Source organism: Chitinophaga niabensis, assembly GCF_900129465.1.
In the GTDB taxonomy this organism is placed as follows: domain Bacteria; phylum Bacteroidota; class Bacteroidia; order Chitinophagales; family Chitinophagaceae; genus Chitinophaga; species Chitinophaga niabensis.
Window position 1 is genome coordinate 1,924,482 of record NZ_FSRA01000001.1, and the last position, 24,600, is coordinate 1,949,081.

Annotated in this window: 11 protein-coding genes; 2 read left to right on the forward strand and 9 right to left on the reverse strand. The window is 47.7% G+C overall.

Annotation, left to right across the window (positions count from 1 at the left end; genetic code table 11):
* Positions 1 to 135 precede the first annotated feature (135 nt).
* Positions 136 to 11,844, forward strand: a complete 11,709-nt coding sequence (locus BUR42_RS07470; RefSeq protein ID WP_143197373.1) for a T9SS type B sorting domain-containing protein — start codon at positions 136 to 138, stop codon at positions 11,842 to 11,844.
* A 505-nt stretch (positions 11,845 to 12,349) separates the two neighbouring features.
* Here the strand turns inward: BUR42_RS07470 and BUR42_RS07475 are convergent.
* Together BUR42_RS07475 and serA are read right to left on the reverse strand one after the other, a co-directional pair.
* Positions 12,350 to 12,706, reverse strand: coding sequence for a DUF4260 domain-containing protein (locus BUR42_RS07475; protein WP_074238630.1), 357 nt, complete (start codon positions 12,704 to 12,706; stop codon positions 12,350 to 12,352).
* 72 nt (positions 12,707 to 12,778) lie between these two features.
* Positions 12,779 to 14,017, reverse strand: a complete 1,239-nt coding sequence (serA, locus tag BUR42_RS07480) for a phosphoglycerate dehydrogenase (RefSeq protein ID WP_074238631.1) — start codon at positions 14,015 to 14,017, stop codon at positions 12,779 to 12,781.
* A 251-nt stretch (positions 14,018 to 14,268) separates the two neighbouring features.
* On the opposite strand from serA, the gene BUR42_RS07485 reads away from it, so the two are divergent.
* Positions 14,269 to 15,471 (forward strand): serine hydrolase domain-containing protein, encoded by a 1,203-nt coding sequence (locus BUR42_RS07485; protein ID WP_234979623.1) that lies wholly within the window; start codon positions 14,269 to 14,271, stop codon positions 15,469 to 15,471.
* A gap of 140 nt (positions 15,472 to 15,611) precedes the next feature.
* Here BUR42_RS07485 and BUR42_RS07490 read toward each other — a convergent pair whose 3' ends face one another.
* The 7 genes from BUR42_RS07490 to BUR42_RS07520 form a co-directional block, all read right to left on the reverse strand.
* Entirely contained in the window at positions 15,612 to 15,818 is a 207-nt protein-coding gene (locus BUR42_RS07490; protein WP_074238633.1) for a hypothetical protein, read from the reverse strand.
* Between the two features lie 33 nt (positions 15,819 to 15,851).
* Positions 15,852 to 18,950 carry an efflux RND transporter permease subunit gene (locus tag BUR42_RS07495; protein ID WP_074238634.1) on the reverse strand — a complete coding sequence of 1,033 codons (3,099 nt, stop codon included), beginning with the start codon at positions 18,948 to 18,950 and terminating at the stop codon, positions 15,852 to 15,854.
* Positions 18,951 to 18,954: 4 nt separating this feature from the next.
* The gene (locus tag BUR42_RS07500) at positions 18,955 to 20,037 is read right to left on the reverse strand and encodes an efflux RND transporter periplasmic adaptor subunit (RefSeq protein ID WP_074238635.1); all 1,083 of its coding nucleotides are present in this window, start codon (positions 20,035 to 20,037) and stop codon (positions 18,955 to 18,957) included.
* Between the two features lie 10 nt (positions 20,038 to 20,047).
* Entirely contained in the window at positions 20,048 to 21,307 is a 1,260-nt protein-coding gene (locus BUR42_RS07505) for a TolC family protein (RefSeq protein ID WP_074238636.1), read from the reverse strand.
* A gap of 65 nt (positions 21,308 to 21,372) precedes the next feature.
* Positions 21,373 to 22,743: a sensor histidine kinase gene (locus tag BUR42_RS07510; RefSeq protein WP_074238637.1), complete on the reverse strand. Its 1,371-nt coding sequence runs from the start codon at positions 22,741 to 22,743 to the stop codon at positions 21,373 to 21,375.
* A gap of 3 nt (positions 22,744 to 22,746) precedes the next feature.
* Positions 22,747 to 23,436, reverse strand: coding sequence for a response regulator (locus BUR42_RS07515; protein ID WP_200798231.1), 690 nt, complete (start codon positions 23,434 to 23,436; stop codon positions 22,747 to 22,749).
* Positions 23,437 to 23,443: 7 nt separating this feature from the next.
* On the reverse strand, positions 23,444 to 24,427 hold the full coding sequence (locus tag BUR42_RS07520; protein ID WP_074238639.1) for a cation diffusion facilitator family transporter: 984 nt from the start codon (positions 24,425 to 24,427) through the stop codon (positions 23,444 to 23,446).
* Between the last annotated feature and the right edge of the window lie 173 nt (positions 24,428 to 24,600).

Below are 24,600 nucleotides of genomic sequence, written 5' to 3' on the forward strand. Positions count from 1 at the left end.
AACTGCTCTGCGGTTCCGAATATCAGCGTAGTTAAGAACGAAGTTCGCACCAACGGCGCCTGCGCTAATACTTATACCCTCACCCGTACATGGGTGGTGAGTGACGAGTGTGGTAATGATACCACAATCACGCAAGTGATCACCGTTCAAGACACCGTTGCACCAAGGTTCGACATAGTAGCCCCGGCGGATACTACGGTAGATTGTAACAGTGTGCCGGCTCAACCAGTGATCACTGCTACAGACAACTGTTCTGTAACACCAAATATCACTGTGGTGAGGAACGAAGTACGTACTAACGGTACTTGTCCTAATACTTATATCCTCACCCGTACCTGGACTGCTACAGATGAATGTGGTAATGATACCACCATCACACAGGTGATCAACGTAAGAGATACAGCTGCACCGAGATTCGATGTAGTAGCTCCTGCGGATACCACCGTGGATTGTAACAGCGTTCCGGCTCAACCGGTGATCAATGCTACCGATAACTGCTCTGCAACAGGTAACATCACCATAACCAGGAACGAAGTACGCACCAATGGATCTTGCGCTAACAGCTACACCCTCACCCGTACATGGACTGCTGTTGATGAATGTGGTAATGATACTACTATCAGACAGATCATTCATGTCCAGGATACTGTTGCGCCAAGGTTTAATGCAATCGCCACTGCGGATACCACTGTGGATTGTAACAGTGTGCCTGCTCAACCGGTGATCAATGCTACCGATAACTGTTCCGCAACAGGTAATATCACCATAACCAGGAATGAAGTACGTACCAACGGTACCTGCGCTAACAGCTACATCCTCACCCGTACATGGACTGCTGTTGATGAATGTGGTAATGATACCACTATCACCCAGGTGATCAACGTGAGGGATACAACAGCGCCGGTATTCACTGTGATTGTACCTGCTGATACTACAGTAGATTGTAACAGCGTACCGGCTCAGGCAGTGATCACCGCTACAGACAACTGTTCTGCAACAGGTAATATCACCATAACCAGGAACGAAGTGCGCACTAATGGTACATGTGCCAACAGCTACACCCTTACCCGTACATGGACAGCTGTAGATGAATGTGGCAATGATACTACTATCACACAAGTGATCAACGTGAGGGATACAACTGCTCCGGTGGTAACTACGGTTATCCCGGCTGCCAGAACGGTAGATTGTGATGCGGTTCCTGTTCAGGAAGATATCACGGCTACTGATAACTGCTCTGCGGTTCCGAATATCTCAGTAGTTAAGAACGAAGTTCGCACCAACGGCGCTTGCGCTAATACTTATACCCTCACCCGCACATGGGTAGTGAGCGATGAGTGTGGTAATGATACTACTATCACACAAGTACTTCATGTTCAGGATACTACTGCTCCGGTGGTAACCGTGGTTATACCAGCAACCAGAACCGTAGATTGTGATGCAGTTCCTGTTCAGGAAGATATCACAGCTACTGATAACTGCTCTGCAGTTCCGAACATCTCAGTTGTTAAGAACGAAGTTCGTACCAACGGTACTTGTAGTAATACTTATACCCTCACCCGTACATGGGTTGTGAGCGATGAATGTGGTAATGATACTACTATTACCCAGGTGATACATGTTCAGGATACAACTGCTCCGGTATTTGCTGTGGCCGCCCCGGCTGATACTACGGTAGATTGTAACAGTGTACCTGCCCAACCAGTGATCACTGCTACAGACAACTGTTCTGTAACGCCAAATATCACTGTGGTGAGGAACGAAGTACGCACTAACGGTACTTGTCCTAATACTTATATCCTCACCCGTACCTGGACTGCTACAGATGAATGTGGTAATGATACCACCATCACCCAGGTGATCAACGTAAGAGATACGGCTGCACCGAGATTCGATGTAGTAGCGCCAGCAGACACCACCGTGGATTGTAACAGCGTTCCGGCTCAACCGGTGATCAATGCTACCGATAACTGCTCTGCAACAGGTAATATCACCATAACCAGGAACGAGGTTCGCACCAATGGATCTTGCGCTAACAGCTACACCCTCACCCGTACATGGACGGCTGTTGATGAATGTGGTAATGATACCACTATCACGCAGGTGATCAACGTAAGGGATACGGCTGCACCGAGATTCGATGTAGTAGCACCTGCTGACACCACTGTGAATTGTGATGCAGTTCCTGCTCAGCCGGTGTTCAATGCTACCGATAACTGCTCTGCTACCGGTAATATTACCATAACCAGGAATGAGGTTCGTACCAACGGTACCTGCGCTAACAGCTACACCCTCACCCGTACATGGACAGCTGTAGACGAATGTGGTAATGACACCACCATCACTCAGATCATTCATGTTCAGGATACTACTGCTCCGGTATTCACTGTGATTGTACCAGCTGATACTACAGTAGATTGTAACAGCGTACCTGCTCAGGCAGTGATCACCGCTACAGACAACTGTTCTGCAACAGGTAATATCACGATAACCAGGAACGAAGTACGCACTAATGGTACATGTGCCAACAGCTACACCCTCACCCGTACATGGACAGCTGTTGACGAATGTGGTAATGATACTACCATTACGCAAGTGGTACATGTTCAGGATACAACGGCTCCGGTGGTAACAACCATTATCCCGGCTGCCAGAACGGTAGATTGTGATGCAGTTCCTGTTCAGGAAGATATCACGGCTACAGACAACTGCTCTGCAGTTCCGAATATCAGCGTAGTTAAGAACGAAGTTCGCACCAACGGCGCCTGCGCTAATACTTATACCCTCACCCGCACATGGGTAGTGAGTGACGAGTGTGGTAATGATACCACTATCACACAAGTACTTCATGTTCAGGATACTACTGCTCCGGTGGTAACCGTGGTTATCCCGGCTGCTAGAACGGTAGATTGTGATGCGGTTCCTGTTCAGGAAGATATTACAGCTACTGATAACTGCTCTGCGGTTCCGAATATCAGCGTAGTTAAGAACGAAGTTCGCACCAACGGCGCCTGCGCTAACACTTATACCCTCACCCGTACATGGGTAGTGAGTGATGAGTGTGGTAATGATACCACTATCACACAAGTGATCACCGTTCAAGACACCGTTGCGCCAAGGTTCGACATAGTAGCCCCGGCGGACACTACCGTGGATTGTAACAGTGTACCGGCTCAACCAGTGATTACTGCTACAGACAATTGCTCCGCTACCGGTAATATCACAGTAACTAGAAATGAAGTGCGTACCAATGGATCTTGCGCTAATAGCTATATCCTTACCCGCACCTGGACTGCTACAGATGAATGTGGTAATGATACCACCATCACACAGGTGATCAACGTAAGAGATACAGCTGCACCGAGATTCGATGTAGTAGCGCCAGCAGATACCACCGTGGATTGCAACAGCGTTCCGGCTCAACCGGTGATCAATGCTACCGATAACTGCTCTGCAGCAGGTAACATCACCATTACAAGGAACGAGGTTCGCACCAATGGATCTTGCGCTAACAGCTATATCCTCACCCGTACATGGACTGCTGTTGATGAATGTGGTAATGATACCACCATCACACAGGTGATCAACGTAAGAGATACGGCTGCACCGAGATTTGATATAGTAGCTCCTGCGGATACCACCGTGGATTGTAACAGTGTGCCTGCTCAACCGGTGATCACTGCTACCGATAACTGCTCTGCAGCAGGTAACATCACCATAACCAGGAATGAAGTACGCACCAATGGATCTTGCGCTAACAGCTACATCCTCACCCGTACATGGACTGCTGTTGACGAATGTGGTAATGATACTACTATCACACAGGTGATCCATGTCCAGGATACCGTTGCGCCAAGGTTTAATGCAATCGCCCCTGCGGATACCACTGTGGATTGTAACAGTGTGCCTGCTCAACCAGTGATCACTGCTACAGACAACTGCTCTGCTACAGGCAACATCACTGTTACTAGGAATGAAGTACGCACTAACGGCGCCTGCGCTAACAGCTACACCCTCACCCGTACATGGACTGCTGTTGATGAATGTGGTAATGATACCACCATCACCCAGATCATTCATGTTCAGGATACAACGGCTCCGAGATTCGATGTGATCGCACCTGCGGACACTACCGTAGATTGCAATACCGTTCCGGTACAACCTGATATCACCGCTACAGACAACTGTTCTGCAACAGGTAATATCACGATAACCAGGAACGAAGTACGCACTAATGGCACCTGCGCTAACAGCTACACCCTCACCCGTACATGGACAGCTGTAGATGAATGTGGTAATGACACTACTATCACCCAGGTGATCAACGTGAGGGATACAACTGCTCCGGTGGTAACTACGGTTATTCCGGCAACCAGAACGGTAGATTGTGATGCAGTCCCTGTTCAGGAAGATATCACGGCTACAGACAACTGCTCTGCAGTTCCGAATATCAGCGTAGTTAAGAACGAAGTTCGCACCAATGGCGCCTGCGCTAATACTTATACCCTCACCCGCACATGGGTAGTGAGCGATGAGTGTGGTAATGATACCACCATCACACAAGTACTTCATGTTCAGGACACTACTGCTCCGGTGGTAACCGTGGTTATTCCAGCAACCAGAACGGTAGATTGTGATGCGGTTCCTGTTCAGGAAGATATCACGGCTACTGATAACTGCTCTGCGGTTCCGAATATCAGCGTAGTTAAGAACGAAGTTCGCACCAACGGCGCCTGCGCCAATACTTATACCCTCACCCGTACATGGGTAGTGAGTGATGAGTGTGGTAATGATACCACTATCACACAAGTGATCACCGTTCAAGACACCGTTGCACCAAGGTTCGATATAGTCGCCCCGGCGGATACTACCGTGGATTGTAACAGTGTACCTGCCCAACCAGTGATTACTGCTACAGACAACTGCTCTGCAACGCCAAATATCACTGTGGTGAGGAACGAAGTGCGTACTAACGGTACTTGTCCTAATACTTATATCCTCACCCGCACCTGGACTGCTACAGACGAATGTGGTAATGATACCACCATCACCCAGGTGATCAACGTAAGAGATACAGCTGCACCGAGATTCGATGTAGTAGCGCCAGCAGACACCACAGTGGATTGTAACAGCGTTCCGGCTCAACCGGTGATCAATGCTACCGATAACTGCTCTGCAGCAGGTAACATCACCATAACCAGGAACGAGGTTCGCACCAATGGATCTTGCGCTAACAGTTATATCCTTACCCGTACATGGACCGCTGTTGATGAATGTGGTAATGATACTACTATCACACAAACCATACATGTACAGGATACAACGGCTCCGAGATTCGATGTGATCGCACCTGCGGACACTACCGTAGATTGCAATACCGTTCCGGTACAACCTGACATCACCGCTACAGACAATTGCTCTGCAACAGGCAATATCACTGTAACAAAGAACGAAGTACGCACTAACGGCGCCTGCGCTAACAGCTACACCCTCACCCGCACATGGACAGCTGTAGATGAATGTGGTAATGATACCACCATAACACAGGTGATCAACGTAAGAGATACCGTTGCACCAAGATTTGATGCAGCCGCTCCTGCAGACACCACCGTGGATTGCCAAAGCGTTCCGGCTCAACCGGTGATCACTGCTACAGACAACTGCTCTGCTACAGGCAACATCACTGTAACCAGAAATGAAGTACGCACTAACGGTGCCTGCGCTAACAGCTACACCCTCACCCGTACATGGACGGCTGTAGATGAGTGTGGTAATGATACTACTATCACGCAAGTGGTACATGTTCAGGACACCTCCGCTCCTGTTATCCTGGTAGTTCCGGCAGATACCACCGTGAATTGCGATGTAGTTCCGGCTATGATAGACCTGACAGCCACAGATAATTGTAACGGCCCTGTAACCGTAACCAAATCTGAAACCCGTCAGAACGGAACCTGCGACAACAGCTACATCCTCACACGTACATGGACGGCTACTGACGCATGCGGAAATGACTCAGTCTACAGGCAAATAGTGACCGTACAAGACACTACACATCCAACGATCCTGGTGATCCCCGCAGATACTACTGTAAATTGTGATGCAGTTCCTGCCCAACCGGATCTGACAGGTGTAGATAATTGTTCTGCTACCGTAACCGTAACCAAAGCTGAAACCCGTGTGAATGGCAGCTGCGCAAATAGCTACCAATTGATCCGCACATGGACAGCTACGGATGCCTGTGGCAACGACACCACTTATACACAGCTGGTAACCGTTCAGGATACCACTAAACCAATATTCCCGGCAGTTCCGGCTGATACCATCGTGAATTGCGATGCAGTACCTGCTCAGGCAACCATCGCCGCTACAGATAATTGCTCCGGCACTGTAACCGTGACCATGGCAGAAACGCGCATCAATGGCAGCTGTGCAAACAACTACCAGCTGATCCGCACATGGACTGCTACGGATGCTTGCGGCAACGACTCTACATACAGACAGGTGGTAACAGTTCAGGACACTACTAAACCACTGATCCCGAACGTTCCGGCAGACACCACCGTGAACTGTGATGCTGTTCCGGCACAGGTAACCCTGGCAGGCACAGACAACTGCTCCGGTACTGTAACCATAACAACAGGTGAAACGCGCATCAATGGCAACTGTGCCAGCAACTATCAGTTGATCCGCACATGGACTGCTACGGATGCCTGTGGTAACGACACCACTTATACACAGGTGGTAACTGTAAGAGATACTACTAACCCTGTATTTGATATCATAGCACCAGCAGACACAACTGTAAGCTGCTCTGCTGTTCCTGTACAGCCAGACCTTACCGCTACAGACAATTGCTCCAGCACTGTAACTGTAACGAAAGCTGAAACACGCATCAACGGTACCTGCGCTAACAGCTACCAACTGATCCGCACATGGACGGCTACGGATGCTTGTGGTAACGATACGATATACAGACAAGTGATCAATGTGGTAGATACAAGCAGGCCTGTGTTCACCCTGCCTGTACCGGCTGATACCACGGTGAGCTGCCACGCTATCCCAACCCAGGCAGACCTGAGTGTTACGGATAACTGCAGCGCAGCAACAAATATCATCGTACTGAAGAACGAGGTGAAACAGCCGCTCCCTGGTGCCTGCGTGAATAATTACCTCCTGATCCGCACATGGACGGCTATGGATGAATGCAGAAATACGGTAACGGTTACTCAAACCATTACGGTGGTGGATACAACCCGCCCAACATTCACCAGCCCTGTTCCCGCAGACATAACAGTAGAATGTAATGCTATACCAACAGCACCGGTGATGACCGCTACTGATAATTGCAGCACTGCCAATGGCGTTACTGTGAACTACACTGAAACACGTGTGAACATCCCGGGCGCCTGTGTGAACAATTACCAGCTGGTACGCACCTGGACGGCAACAGATGAATGTGGTAACAGCAACATTGTATCGCAGACCATTACCGTACAGGATACCACTGCGCCGGTATTCACTATCGCTACACCGGCTAACGCTACTGTAGAATGTGACATGGTTCCGGCTCAACCGGACCTCACAGCAACAGATAATTGCTCTGCTACCGTAACAGTTACTAAAGCCGAACAACGTATCAACGGTACCTGCGCTAACAGTTACACGTTGATCCGTACCTGGACCGCAACAGATGAATGTGGTAACGACACAACTATCACCCAGACCATTACGGTGATGGATCGTACCAAACCAACATTCACCAGTCCGATCCCGGCTGATACAACTGTGAATTGTGATGCGATACCAGTACCACCGGTATTAACCGCAAACGATAAGTGCAGCATCACGGTAGGTATCACATTCAATGAACAACATATTACCATCCCTGGCGCATGCGTCAATAATTACAGGCTGCTCCGCACCTGGACAGCTACTGACGAGTGTGGCAACTATACAACTGTTATGCAGGTAGTAACAGTGGTTGATACAACCAGACCTGTATTCACCATGCCTGTACCGGCTAACATCACCATAGATTGCGATGCTATCCCAACACAACCGGATCTCACCGCTATGGACAACTGCTCTGCCACTAATAATGTAACCATCACTAAAGCAGAACAACGTATCAATGGTAACTGTGCGAACAACTACCAGTTGATCCGTACCTGGACGGCTACTGACGAGTGTGGAAACAGAGCTACCGCTACACAGGTGATCACGGTACAGGATACCACCAAACCGGTATTCAGTATGCCAGCACCTGCTGATGCAACGGTAGAATGTAATAACATCCCTGCTCAACCTGTACTTACAGCTACAGACAATTGCAGCACCGGTACTATAAACGTGGTAAGGTCAGAACGCATGGAACAGATCCCGGGTGCTATGTGCGCAAGCAACTACCGCCTGATCCGCACCTGGACCGCAACTGACGAGTGTGGAAACAGTACTGCTGTGCAGCAGATCCTCACAGTAATAGATACTACACCTCCAAGCTTTACCATTGCAGTTCCTGCAGACATAACGGTGGATTGTAATAATATCCCGGCTCAGCCTAACCTGACTGCTACGGATAATTGTACACCGACTAACAGGATCACGGTAGCGAAAGACCAACGCCGTGAAGACATCCCTGGTGCTTGCGTAAACAACTACCGCCTGATCCGCACCTGGATAGCAACTGACGAATGTGGCAACAGGGCCACCGCTACGCAGGTGATCACGGTACAGGATACTACAAGGCCAACATTTACGGTATCCATCCCGGCGGATGCAACAGTAGAATGTAGTGCAATACCAGCTCAACCGGATCTGAGCGTAACAGACAACTGTACGCCATCCAACCTGGTAACTGTTGTGAAGAATGAGCGCAGAGAAAATATCCCTGGCGCCTGTGTGAACAACTACCGCCTGATCCGCACCTGGACGGCAACTGACGAGTGTGGCAACAGCAGAACAGTTGAGCAGATCCTTACAGTAACAGATCGTACCGCTCCGGCCTTCACGATCTCCACTCCTGCCGACGCAACGGTAGAATGTAACGCAATACCGGTTCAGCCGATGCTGACAGCCATGGATAATTGCAGCCCTGCAAGCGCTGTAACGGTAACAAGGGCTGAACGCAGAGAGAACATACCTGGCGCATGTGTGAACAACTACCGCCTGATCCGCACCTGGACGGCAACCGACGAGTGTGGTAACAGCAGAACTGTTCAACAGGTGATCACCGTACAGGATACTACTAAACCGGTATTCTCTACTACACCACCTGCAGACATCACGGTAGAGTGTAATGCAATCCCTGCTCAGCCAGACCTGATGGCTACTGATAACTGTTCTGCCATGAACATGATCACCATTGTGAAGAATGAAGTGAGAGAAACCATCCCTGGTGCGTGCGCGAATAACTATCGTCTGATCCGCACCTGGACGGCAACCGACGAATGTGGTAACAGCAGAGTGGCAAGACAGGTTGTAACCGTACAGGATAAAACAGCACCAGTGTTCAACATGGTTCCACCAGCCAGCATGACGGTGAATTGCCACGAAGTACCAGCTGCACCGGTATTAACGGCTACGGATAACTGCTCAATGAGCAATAACGTAACAGTGGTGTACAGCTTCGTTAAAACACAATTGTCTGCTACCTGCGTGTACAACTACAGGCTGGACCGTATGTGGACGGCTACGGATGAATGCGGTAACAAGGCCATCGTAAGACAGGTGATCACGGTAATAGATACAACCAGGCCGGTATTCAATGCGCCAACGCCAAGGGATACCACCGTAAGTTGCGAGTCTATACCAAATCCACAGATCGTTACTGCATCCGATAACTGCAGTCGCCCTGGTGGTGTGATCATCACACATAAACAAACAAGGCAGGATATTCCGGGCGCTTGTAAGAACTATCGCCTGATCAACACCTGGACGGCCAAAGATGAATGCGGTAACACTTCAGTGATCACACAGGTGATAACAGTAGTAGACACTACAAGACCGGTAATAGCAGCACCACCTGCAGATATTACCATCATGTGCGGCGCACCGGTTCCGGCTAATATGATCGAGTTGAATGCTACCGATAATTGCGACGGTACATTCCCGAAAAAAGTGAAATACACCATCGATCCATACGTGAAGGACCTGTGCAACGGCTACACCATTATCAGAAGATGGAGCGTATCTGACGCATGCGGTAATGCAGCGCAGGATGTTATCCAACGGATCATTGTAAGGCCTTGTCCGAAACCTGAACTCGAAGCCGATGTAGTGGTGAATTGCTCCAGCAATCCGTTCATCACCCTCAAAACAAAGGGTAACGTGAATAAACCGGTATATGTACTGGTAGGTGTAACACCAGCCAATGCGGTACAGGTACCACTGATCTCTACAAACAACCGCTTCAACCTGAATGGCGCTACCACAGCTTCCTTCATAGTTCGGGACGGTGTTACAGGCTGTGCTTCCGATACCATGACCTATAACATCAGCTACCTGCAAATGCCGGTTGTGAACCTGGGTAACGATACAAGCATCTGCGGCAGCAACGGTATGGTACTCGATGCAGGCCCTGCTAACTTCGGATACCAGATCAGGTGGTCTACCGGTGAAACAACACAACGTATCAGGGTAGTGAACCCCGGCACATATAAAGTAACCGTAAGCAACGGTATGTGTGTAACCACAGATTCGATCAAGGTAGGTGTAATACCAATGCCGCTGGTTAATCTGCCGGATACTACCATCTGCCGCGGTCAGAATGTGAAACTGGATGCCACCGTATCAGGCGCATCTTACCTCTGGAGCACCGGAGCAACATCACCTTCGATCAATGTAAGTACGCAGGAACGCTTCTGGGTAAGAGTGATGAAGAATGGCTGTATCACGATAGATACGATCAACGTAACCGTGAATCCGCCACCAGATATCTCACTCAGCAGAGATACAACCATCTGCCCTGGCCAGACAGTGATGCTGACTGTAACTACAAATGCAGGCCGTGTTCAGTGGGGTACCGGAGAAATGGGTAACTCTATCATGGTGAGCAAAGCCGGTAGCTACTCCGTATCTGTGTACAGAGATAATTGTGTGGTGAAAGAATTCGTGAAAGTGAGTGAACGCCCTGCCATGAAGTTCGATCTCGGTCCGGACAGGATCATGTGTCCAGGCGGAAGTATCCTTATCGATGCCCGCAACCCGGATGCAGCTTCCTACCGCTGGAACGACGGGGATACAGATCCGGTGAAATCTATCACGCAAGGTGGTAAATACATTATCGGTGTACTGGATAGGTATTGCGACCGCTACATGTCAGACAGCATCAATGTTGTCATAGCCGGTCCGCCAACTGTGAACCTGGGTAATGATACCACTATCTGCAGAGGCATCCGCTTCATATTGAAATCTAACGCGAAGAATGCTACCTCGTACAGATGGAGCAACGGTGCAACCACCAGCTCTATTGAGATCACGCAGCCTGGCACTTACAGCGTAACAGCTTACAATGATTGCGGAAGCACTACAGATGAGATCACCATCAATATGAAAGAGTGCGACAGTCGTCCGGACTTCCCGAACGTCTTCTCTCCGAACGGTGATGGAAATAACGATGTGTTCCGCCCGGTTATCAGAGGACCAATGTATGACTACGAACTGCGGATCTTCAACCGTTGGGGTGAGCTGGTGTTTATCAGTAAGGATATGCACCTCGGATGGGATGGTACTTACAAGGGACGTAATGTAGACATAAGCACCTTCGTATGGTGGCTCAGCTACAAGAAAGTAAGGAACGGACCAGCCTTTGTGATCAAAGGAGATGTAACAGTCATCAGATAAAATAACGTATATCATTCTTTCACAAAAGAACCCGCTCAAATGAGCGGGTTCTTTTTTTCTGTTTGAAAAGAAAATACTATTTTTAGTGCAAGTTGATTTGTTAACCACTAAACTTCTGCAAGAAAATCAACTCAACATTTAAGGGAATAAGATACAGGGAAAGGACTTCCCTGCTGAATGCTATTGCGGCCGGCTAAGCCGTGGACGGGAAGCAGCTGCCTGTCCTATATTCACAATAGCCCAAACAAACGTAAAGGTTTAGAAAGACATACGGGAAATTAAAACACCCGTCCATTGTGAATGAAGTCCAAAAACAAAAAACCGTTCAGGTTTTTAGGTTTCCTGAACGGCCTTACCAAACTGGTGAGTTTAGCTGAAAAAATCAAAGTTCTGTGGGATTTGTTCCTTTAGAACTTTTGCCTGGGTATTAGCCGTACCCGGGCTTTTTTATGAATGAAGAATTCTATTCCCACCAAATATACATATTCCCTCCTGATCTTCCAAATCACTTCTTCCCTATCCTGCCCAAATGTGTATCCTGGAACCCCGTCACAAATTTCAACCCGTATCCGAACACGCGGTCCATAGAAGAATGTGCAAACAAAACCAGTCCCACAAACACAAGCGGCTCTATTAAAAAGTACGTTCCAATGATATATACGATAATGGCCACCCCTTTATGGTGAAAGAAATTATACACATAGGCACCCGTTCTGGCATTGGCCAGGTAGCCCAGCATACTGATGTCCGGCAATAATAAACAAGCCCAGAACCACCACCAGGACAGGGGGTATTGCTGTTCGTATAACAACAGGGCCAGCATAAACATGGCCACTTCTTCCAGTTTTAAAAGCTTTGTCATAACGCGAAGATCAAAAAAAAATCCCGGTAAGCAAGTTACCGGGATTTCAAATATATTATCTGAAAAGAAAGCTTAATAAAGCATCCTCGTTTTGATCGTATGGTTCACCTCCTTCAGCAAGGCAAATGCCTCCTGGGAAAGTTTTGAATCCACATCCAGCACTACGTACCCGATAGAATCGTTTGTTTTGAGATACTGCCCCAGGATATTGATATTCCTGCTGGACAATTCCCTGTTGATATCGGACAGTACGCCCGGTACGTTTTTGTGGATATGCAGGATCCGGTGACTGTTATCCACCGCCGGCACACTCAGTGAAGGGATGGTATGAGAACCAAAACTGGCACCTTTCTCCAGGAAGTTCAGCATCTTGCTGCTTACATCCAGCCCAATATTGTGCTGCGCCTCTTCCGTACTACCGCCAATATGCGGGGTCAGGATCACGTTTGGCAACAGCTGCAAAGGAGTGGAAAATGCAGCGCCGTTCTTTTCAGGCTCAACCGGGAATACGTCTACTGCCGCACCGGATAAATGACCGCTTTCCAGCGCTTCCTTCAGATCGTTCAGTTCTACTACTTCCCCACGCGCATAGTTTAGGAAAATAGCCCCTTTCTTAGCATACTGAAGGGTTTCTTTATTGATCATGTTCTCCGTGCTTTTGTTGGAAGGCACGTGAAGCGTAATGATATCTGCCTTGGAGAATAGTTCTTTCAGAGAACGCACCTGCTCTGCATTACCGATAGGCAATTTGGTCTCCACATCATAATACAGCACTTTCATCCCCATGGCTTCTGCTAATACACTAACCTGGGTACCAATACTGCCATAACCAACAATGGCCATGGTTTTACCACGCAACTCAAAGCTGCCGGTTGCTTCTTTCATCCAGATGCCTTTATGGGCAGCCACATTCTTATCAGGAATACGGCGGATCAGCATTACAGATAAACCGATCACCAGCTCTGCTACCGAACGTGTATTCGAATAAGGCGCATTGAACACAGCTACGCCATGCTCAGTGGCAGTTTTAAGGTCTACCTGGTTGGTGCCGATACAAAAACAGCCGATGCCCTGCAGCTTCTTGGCTGCAGCCAGAACATTGGCAGTGATCTGTGTTTTTGAACGGATCCCCAGTAAATGGGCTTCTTTTACTTCTTTGATGAGTTCCTGTTCACTAAGGGCTCCCGATAACTTCCGGGTGTTAATGTAACCGGCCTCTTTGAACTCCGCTACCGCGGCATCACTAATGTTTTCCAATAAAAGGATGTTGATCTTCTCTTTCGGATAACTTGTTAATTTTCTTTGGCTCATGGTGCTGGCTATAATTCTACGATGACACAAGAATGACAATCACAGGGGTGTTTGTCGCTAAAATTGTCACAAACCTAGCGGAGTTTGAGCAATAATCAAATACAACGGCTGGCAAATTCGTGATTGCTTAAAATTTATGCCTGATTGTTCCCCTTTTTTGAATAATTTCCACCTAAATGCCCTCTATCGGGCATGAAAATTGCTAAGTAATTGATTTTAAACTAATAGATCTGCAGCATTAAATGAATCGTTTGAAGGCAATCGTCGTTTTGGCCATATCCACAAGTTCCATCATATATACCGGATGTAATAGCAGCTCCGCCAACAGAAATAACGAAAAGAAAAGAACAGTAAAGCCAACTTCTATCTACACAGTTGGCCTTACAGAAGAACAGGAACAGAAAATACTAAACAGCAGTAAAACCAGGCAGATCAGGCAGGAAGTAGCAGAGCTCATGCGCTTAAAGCTTTCTCCGGGATCTTTTAGCGGCGCTATATTAGTGGCAAGGAAAGGAGTGGTATTATATGAACACTACCAGGGATTGGAAAACCATGCTACAAAAGCTCCGGTTACAGATAGTTCTTCCTTTCAGCTGGCCTCCGTTTCCAAAACCTTCACCGGCATGGCCATCCTGTCCTTACTGGAAAAAGAGAAGTTAACGCTGGACGATCCTTTACAGAAATACTTCCCGGACTTTCCATACCTGGGCATCACTATCAGGATGCTCCTGAACCACCGCAGCGGCCTGCCGAATTACCTCTATTTCTGCGACAGCCTGGTGAAAGACAAATCTCACTTCCTTACCAACGATGAAGTGATCCGCCTGATGACCGAACACAAACCTCCTACCCAATATCCGCCGGACAGGCATTTTAATTACTGCAATACAAATTATCTACTCCTCGCTTCCATCATTGAAAAAGTAAGCCAGCAGAAATATGCAGACTATCTGCAGCAAACTTTCTTCACACCGCTGGAAATGACCAATACTTTTGTAGCAGACCCGGCACAGGCTCCCCGCTCCCATCAGACCGTGAGCCACTTGTTCAGCTGGCGCCCGGAGCCGGATAACAGCTTTGATGGTGTTGTAGGCGATAAAGGCATCTACAGTTGCGTACGCGATATGCTCAAGTGGGACCAGGCCATTTATTCCGGTAAACTGTTCAAACCGGAAACATTGAAGGCTGCATTTACGCCTTATAGCAACGAAAAGCCCGGGATCCGTAATTATGGCCTCGGATGGCGCCTGTTCACTTATCCTGACAGTTCCAATAATATCATTTATCACAATGGCTGGTGGCATGGCAACAACACCGTATTCTACCGCTTTGTAAAAGACTCTACAACACTGGTGATCCTTGGCAACCGTTATAACCGCGGCATTTACCAGGCAGTGAAACCACTGCGTAATATCCTCGGCCACGGGGATGGTGAAGAAGCCGGGGAAGAATAATAAGATATCAACAGCCGGGATAATAATAAGAGCCATTCACACAAACAATAACCACCCTATAGTACAAATAAAAAAACCGCCCTGCGATATATCTTATCCAAGCAGGGCGGAGCGCTATTTATGCGAACTAAAACCTGTGACTACTTTTGTGTAGCGGCGCCAGCAGCTTTCTTAGCATGATGCTTTTTAGCGTGATGCGCAGCTTTCTTTTCTTTCTTTACTTCTGGCTTAGCCTGTTCTGTTTTTGCAACTACAGGTTTAGCAGCTGGTTTTACCTGTGCATTTGCAGCAGAGATGCCACCAAGGGTGATCATTGCGGCGGCCATCAGAAACATGATCTTTTTCATTTTTATTTGATTTAATTGTTAAGAAAAAAATATTTACAATAATGCTTTTTTACTCTTATAGGCACTGTAGAAGATCAGCGGGAAGATCAGCAGTGTCAACACTGTTGCTGTGATCAATCCACCTATCACTACAATCGCCAGCGGCTTCTGCGTTTCCGAACCGATGCCGGTAGATACAGCAGCAGGGATCAAACCGATAGCTGCCATCAATGCCGTCATTACAACCGGCCTTATCCTTTCTTCCACGCCACTGCGGATGGCTTCATTCAAAGGCATTTTCATCTGCAGGTTCTTATGAAACACAGAGATCAGGATCACACCATTCTGTATACAGATCCCAAATAATGCAATGAAGCCCACGCCTGCCGAGATCCCGAAGTTCATACCTGTTGCATGCAGTGCAAGGATCCCTCCTATCAATGCAAACGGCACATTCATTAAGATCAGCCCGGCATCTTTTACACTGCCCATCATAATGAAGAGTACAATGAAAATGGCAATCAGGCTTACCGGCACCACCTGCGTTAACCGGTTGGTGGCGCGCACCTGGTTTTCAAACTCTCCCGTCCAGCCGATGGAATACCCTTTGGGCAGCTTCACCGCTTTTTCCACCTTCGCCTGCGCTTCTGCAATAGTGCTACCCAGGTCCCGGTCACGAACAGAGAACTTCACCCCAATGAATCGTTTGGTATCATCCCTGTAAATGAAAGCAGGGCCTGTTACCGTTTCAATCGTCGCTATTTCCTTCAGCGGGATCTTGTTCCCGTTCATGGCCGGAACCACTAGGTTGCGCAGGTCGTCCTCATCCTTCCGGTAATTCTGATCATACCGGATCCGTACGTCAAACTTCTTCTCTCCTTCGTATAATTGCGTGGCTGTTTTACCACCAATGGCCATTTCTATTACAGCCTGTGCATCCGCTGTTTTCACGCCATACAATGCCATCTTCTGTTCGTCCAGGCGTACGCTCATTTCAGGCTGCCCTATATTCCGCAGGATGCCTACATCCTTGATACCATTCACATTTTCGATCTGTGCGATCACCTGGTTGGCCAGACGGTCCAGCTCTTCCAGGTTCTCGCCATAGATCTTTACCGCATTGCTGGCATTGATGCCGGCTACGGCTTCCGCCACATTATCTATAATAGGTTGTGAATAGTTATATCCAACACCCTGGTATTGCTTGAGACGTTTGTCCATTTCTTCCACCAGCTGGTCCATCGTGATCTTACGCTTCCATTCTTCTTTCGGCTTCAGGTTCACCTGGCATTGCACGTAGTAGAACCCGGAAGGATCTGTACCGTCGTTGGAACGGCCTGTTTGAGACAATACCCCGTTCACTTCCGGGAAGCTGCTCAGTTCTTTCCTGAACTGATGCACGAACTTCGTGGTTTCGTTGAGGGACATGCTCATTGGTAGTTTTGCTTCCACCCATAAAGCCCCTTCGTTCAGTTGCGGAAGGAATTCAGAACCCAGGAACTTTGCAGAGGCAAAGCTCAGGCCCATGAACATCACCGCTATAACCAGGCTTAACCGTTTATGACCATAGGTCCAGTTAAAACCTTTCATCACTATCCGGTGAAAGAAACGTACTATCGGGTTGTGTTTCTCTTTCACATTCTTCCTCAGCAGGATGGATGATAATACCGGCACCAGCGTGAGGGTGAACAATAAGGCGCCCAGCAGGGCAAATCCGAGTGTCCACGCCAATGGTGAGAACATTTTACCTTCCACTTTCTGGAAAGAAAAAATAGGCAGCAGGGAAATGATGATGATCAGTTTGGAGAAAAACACCGCTTTACCCAGCTCGCCACCCGTCTTCTTAATCCATCCCATCTTGGCGAGCCGGTTAAAGCGTTCCATTCCAAATTGCCTGGCCTTATGGTCAAGCATCACAAAGATCCCTTCCACCATCACGACAGCTCCGTCTATTATGATACCGAAGTCAATTGCGCCCATAGACAGCAGGTTGGCGCTCATGCCCTTCAGTTTTAAACATATAAATGCAAATAAAAGGGACAGTGGTATGATGATCCCCACGATCACCGTTGTACGCCAGTCTGCCATAAAGAGGAATACGATCACCGTTACAAAAATGATCCCCTCCAGCAGGTTGTGCATCACCGTTCTGGTACAATAGCTCATCAGTGTATCCCTGTCGTAGAACGTAACCATTTTAATATCAGATGGCAATACTTTCTCATTGAGTTCATTCACTTTGGCCTTGATGCGGTTCAGCACTTCATGCGGGTTCTCCCCTTTGCGCATCACCACAATCCCTTCCACGATATCATCCTGGTCATTCAGTCCGGCCTGCCCTACCCTTGGTGCGGAAGTTTCCCGCACATTTGCCACATTCTTCACCAGGATGGGTGTACCGTCTATATTCTGTATAATGATATTTTCAATGTCTTTGATATTATCCAGCAAACCGATCCCTCTTACCACATAGGCCTGCCCGTTCTTTTCAATCACGTCGCCGCCCACATTCACATTACTCTTCGAGGCCGCTTCATACAGTTCCAGCGGGGTGATATTATACTTTGCCAGCTTGATGGGATCTGCCGTGATCTCATAGATCTTTTCCTGCCCGCCAAAGGCTACTACATCTGCCACACCCGGTACCGCTCTCAGCTGGCGGTCTATCACCCAGTTCTGGTATGTGAGCAGGCTGCGGGAATCCCTGTGTTCGCTTTTCAGCCAGTACCGGAACACTTCTCCTGTGGGTCCGTAAGGAGGCTGTACTTCCGGCTCCACACTTTCCGGCAGGGATACATTCCGCAACATATTGTTCACCTGCTGCCGTGCAAAGAAATCCTCCACATCATCATCAAAGATGATCTTGATCACAGAGAGGCCGAACATGGTGATGGAGCGCACACTCGTTTTCTTCTGCACACCATTCATCGAGATCTCTATGGGAGTGGTTACAAAACGTTCTACTTCTTCCGCGCTCCTGCCATTCCATTCTGTTACAATAACGATCTGCGTATTGGTCACATCCGGAAAAGCTTCAATAGGTGTATTCAGAAAAGAGACCACGCCACCAACGGTCAGCACCGCCAGCATAAAGAAGATGAAAAACTTATTCTTGAGCGAAAACCCTACAATATTTCGAATGAATTTGTTCATGCCATTAATCGTTCAATGCGTCATAGATCAGCAACTGATTCTTTGAGATCACCTTTTCGCCTGTATTTAATCCCCTGGTGATATAGCTCACATCATTCAGGGATTTATTCACTTTTACTTCCCGGGTATCTATATTGAACTTATCCCGGAACACCATTACAAAATTCTTCCCTTTATCAAAGATCACTGCGGAAGAAGGAATGGTCAGCATTTCACCGCCCTCCCTGTAACGCAGCAGTACGGTAGCAAACATCTCCGGCTTCAGCAACATGCCTTCATTATCCAGCCGGATACGCACCTGCATGGTTTTCGTTTCAGGGTCCAGCACATTGTATACTTTATCTATCTGCCCGTGGAAAACCTTATCAGGATAACTGATCGTGGTTATTTCCGCCGGAATACCTTCTTTCACACGGGAAATATCTGTTTCAAATACATTAGCCATCACCCACACATCATCCAGTTCGGAAATGGTGAACATATTCAGGTTGTTATCCGAACGCATCTCCATGCCGTTATTAATATTCTTCTCTATGATATAGCCACTGATAGGTGCGGTAACAATAGAGGTAGATCCGTTTCCTTTGCGGTAGATCTGCAGCAGTTCATTCAGCCGGGAGATCTCCGCATCCGCTTTATTCACTTCTCCCTGGGCATTCACCACATCCTTTTGTGTGGCCAGCTGGCTGGTATAGAGGTCCTGCGCTACTTTAAGCCCTTTCTCCGCCACAGCCCTGTCTGACCGGGCCTGCGTAAGCTGTTTATCATAGTCCGCGATTTCCCCGCTCTGGATCACGGCCAGCACCTGTCCTTTTTTTACATAATCTCCCAGTTGTACTTTAATATCTTTGATATAGCCACTCACCAGGGGGTATAACTTTAATACCTTTCCCATATCAGGCGTTACTTTACCAGAGAGGCGTAATTCACTTTCCACAGGTTTGAAAGCAGCGGTATCGATACGGATGCTGGCAAGCATAGTATCACTTAATACAAATGTGGCGGCCTCCGTATCTTCTGCATGGCTTTGCTTGCAGCTGGTATAACCTGCTGTGAGAGCGATGATAAGAAGTGCGTATAGTTTCATGTCCTTTCGGTTATTGCGTAATATTAAAAAGTTCAGTACCTGTTGCATAGTTCAGTTCTTCATAAGCCAGTACACGGTCTGTCAGGAACTTATTCGTATGCTTTACATGGTCGCTGTAGCTGTTGAAATAATCAATGAACTGCAGCAGCGAGATGTTTCCTTTGCGGAAGTTCTGTGCTACTTCCGCTATGAGTTTATCATACTCTGTGTTAAAGCTTTTGATGTCCGGCCAGCCAGTTCCTTTTTCAAGGAACCGGATCTTTTGCAGGGCTGAGCTTACTTCAGTAGATATGGTAAATTGTTGTTGCTGTAATAAAACGTCCTGCGTTTTTACTTCGTAGTCTGCAGACCTGATATTACCCTGGTTGCGGTTCCATACCGGCAGGTCTATACCTAAGGTCATACCAATGAAATGCGGGGCATAACTGCCATTGCGGTCGTACGTAGCACCCAGGTGCAGATCAGGTACTGCCAGTGCTTTTTGCAGCCTGTAGTTCACCTTTGCCATTTGTAATTGGTTGGTGGCCATCAGTAGATCAGGCCGGTTAGCCAATGCGGTATCCGTTAATGATTGTTGTGTATAACGCCCCAGGTTATACTGTGATAATACATCTCCGGATACCACCGGCGTCACCGGCTGATCACTGCCTAGTAACTGTTGCAGGTTAAGTGAGGCTGCCAGCTCCTGCTGGCGCAGATCAGTATAATCATTTGCAATGCCTACCTGCAAAGCCTGGAGGCGGATCACGTCTGCATGTGCCACACTTCCTTTTTCATCCGCCGAACGGTACGCATCCAGTATCTTTTGCAGATTGGAGAGTTGCTCCTGTAATACCTTTTCTGTTTCTTTTAAAAAATAAAGCTGGTAATAGTTACTGCGTAATTGTAAACGCAGCATACGCATTAGTTCTGTAAAGGCAGCAGCAGATGTGGCTGCATTCCATTGTGCCAATTGTACCTGTTTGTTTCGCTTGCCTGCCAGGAGTATCAGTTGGTCTATACTTCCTTCCACCTGTCCGCCGCTGCCTAAATTAAATGGTTGTACTTTATCTGTAGTGCCAAAGCCAAGGGTTGTAGAAAAAGAGGGATTGTTCCAGAGCCTTGCCTGTTGTACAAGCGCCTCGTTTGCATTCACCTGGTATCGTTGAGCCAGTAACTGATAGTTGTGTTGAAGGAAACGGCCTTCCGCTTCCTGTAATGTGAGCGATTGCGCAAATCCTTTCGTTGTGAGCAAGATCAGTACACTTGTTATGATCCGGAGCTGTTTCATTGATACAAAGCTCCACAAGTGGAATTAAAGGGGCCTTTAAGGGAGATTAAAAAGAAATTAAAATCTTATAAATGGGGTAACTGCACGGTAAATACCGTTCCTTTAGCGTCTTCAGATAATACAGTGATCTGCCCTTCATGCAGTTGCACGATCTTTTTGCAGATGGACAGGCCCAGGCCGTGCCCGCGTGTTGCCTGTGCATTACGGCCACGGAAGAAGGGTTCAAAGATCTTATCCTGTTCATCTGCAGCTATGCCTATACCATTGTCTTTTACACTGATCAGGATGTACCGGCTGTTGAAATCAATGGTTACCCTGGCAGTGTGATCTTCAGAGAACTTGCAGGCATTATCAAAAAGGTTAATAAAAAGCACTTTCAGAAGACTTTCATTTCCGTTACAGGTAACCAGCGTGTCCTGCTCCGGTTCTTTCATGAACTGCATCTCCACTTTGCTGTTCTCCTTTCTTTTCAGGCGAACGAGGTCCGCCGTATCGATAAGCAGTTCATCAATGCGCACAGGCGTGAATATAAATTCGTGGCGGTTAAGTTCGGACTGCGCCAGCTGCAACAATCCATTGGTGAGTTCAGAGAGGCCTTCTGCATCTTCCAGCACGGAATTAAGTACTGCCTCGTACTCCTCCCCGCTCCTGCCTTTGGCCAGGGTTACCTGCAACTGGCTGATGATGGCTGCCAGCGGTGTACGCAGTTCATGGGAGGCATTGCTTACAAAGCTTTTCTGCAGGTCAAAAGAATGGCTGAGCCTTTGCAGCATGGTATTAAAGTTAGCACCCAGCTGTGCTATTTCATCTTTCCCTTTAATGGCCACCCGCGTATCCTGCAGGTTATTGGCATTGATACTGTCCGCCTGCTCCACTAACCGGTCTATTGGCTGCATCATCTTACGCGCAAAGAAGTAACCGATACCTACCAGCAACACCACTGCCACGATCAATTCTATAAGGATGATCTGCTGGAGGTTCTGCAGGTTCTGAAAGCCATATTTATCAAAAGAAGAAACAAGTACCAGTACAGACACATTATCTTCAGTATAATAAACACCCACCGTTTCGCCCTCGTTATTTGTACGGATATACTGCCCGTGTTCCTTGATATAGTCCAGCAGGAATTTCTGGGTACGTACGGCAGTATCCTTCATGTTCGTATACAGGAGATCATATCTTTCGTTATAGACCAGGATGGTTTCGCGGTAAAGGTCCTGGAAGGTGGTTTTATCCAGTTTGCGCAGCAGGCCTATCTGTACCTGGTCGTTTTCAATGATCACACTGCCAATGGAGCGTGCGCGGTATTCCAGCCTGTCCAGGTATTCCGCGCGGCGGGATTGTGCAGAGAAGTAATATGCCAGGGTGGCAAAGGCAATCAGCAGGAAGGCTGCAGATAATGTATAATAGAGGGCAATCTTATATTTGATCTTCATACATCAGTCCTCTTCTGATAAATAATACCCCATGCCTGTTTTGGTATGCAGTAATTTCTGCTCATGGTCTTTATCGATCTTTTTACGCAGGAAGTTCATGTATACTTCTATTACATTGGTGCCGGTATCAAAATCGATGTTCCATACCTTTTCCGCAATGGTTACTTTGGAGATCACTTTCCCTTTATGCAGGGCCAGTAATTCCAGCAGCTGGAACTCCTTTGCCGTTAATGCGATCTTTTTCCCGTTGCGGGACACTTCTTTGCGCTCCCGGTCTATTTCGAGGTCTGCCACCACCAGTTTATGACGGTTCACGGGTGCCACTTCTGCGCCGGCGCGTTTCAGGAATACGCGTATCCGGGCCAGCAGTTCCCGGAAGTCGAATGGTTTCACGAGGTAATCGTCCGCCCCCAGTTCAAAGGCCTGCATTTTATCGTCCATGCCGCCAAGGGCTGTGAGCATGATCACCGGCACCTTGTTATTACGGCGGCGGATCACTTCGCAGATCTCATAACCATTATGGTGAGGCAGGTTGAGGTCCAGGATCACCAGGTCGTAATCGTGGCTGGCTGCAAGGCTTTTGCCCATGCGGCCATCATAGGCCACTTCTACTTCAAAGCCATTTTCTTCCAACCCCATTTTTACGGCATTGGCCACTTTTACTTCATCTTCAACGATCAATATCCTTTGCATAGCAATGCTAATCTACTGCATGTTTGCGATTGGGCAATACATTTTCGCGGGTCCAGGTGATCTTGTGCCGGAAGGGATGGCTCCGTACCGGGCATTCCGATAACTGGCAATACTGGCAGAGGGCTGGTATGCAGGGGTCCACATGTATGAAGAATTCCACTTCATGGCCTTTCAGCTCCCGGTTCACCAGCTGCTCAAATGCTTTGATCTCTTCGTGCGCCTGGCTTAGTTCCAGGTAATACGGTAGTGTAACGTGGCAGTCTATATGGTAATTATTGCCATACTGCTGTACCCGCATATTATGCACATCTATCCAGGTACGGTGCCTGTGCTCGTTCAGGATCTCAATCACCTTATCTATTACCTGCATATCTGTTTCATCCATCAACCCGGAAATGGATTGCCGCATCAGCTGGTATCCTTTGCGAAGGATCATAACTCCCATCACAACAGATACGGCGGGGTCTATCCAGGTCTGGCCCGTAAAACGGATGATCACCAGTGCAATGATCAGCGCTGCGGAACTATAAGCATCTGTTAAGATATGCTGTCCGTTCCCCGAGAGGGTGATTGAATTCAATTGTTTGCCTGACCTTGCCAGGTACAATCCCAGTAATAAATTAACAACAGCTGTGCTGCTGATCACCCAGATACCCTGGTCTATCTGCAGCAGTTCAGGTTTTATAATAAAATACTGTACTGCCTTAAAAAGGATCAGTACACCGGCAATACCGATCATGGCACCTTCAAAGCCGATGGAAAAGAATTCAACTTTCCCATGTCCGTAAGGGTGATTCGCATCCTTTGGTTTGCCGGTAAGGTAGATACTGTAACAGGCAAAACCTCCCGCTACCACATTAATGATAGATTCCAAAGCATCAGACAGGATGGCTACGGAATGGGTAAGAAAGTAAGCTGCAAATTTCGCAAGGGTCAGCAACAGGCTGATGCCAAGAGAAAGCAGGATGATCCGTAGTTCTTTTCTTATCAAGTGAGGCAGTTTAGATTATTGCAAAGAAAATCCAAATTGTGTTAAAATGACACTTGCATTCCATTTTTAATCTGGTTAAATTTGTATAAATTGTGTTTATAGTTAACGTCAGAACAGGAAGCAATCAAAACCTTTAATTTTCTAAATCGAATTTAAACCAGCGGCAATTCTCA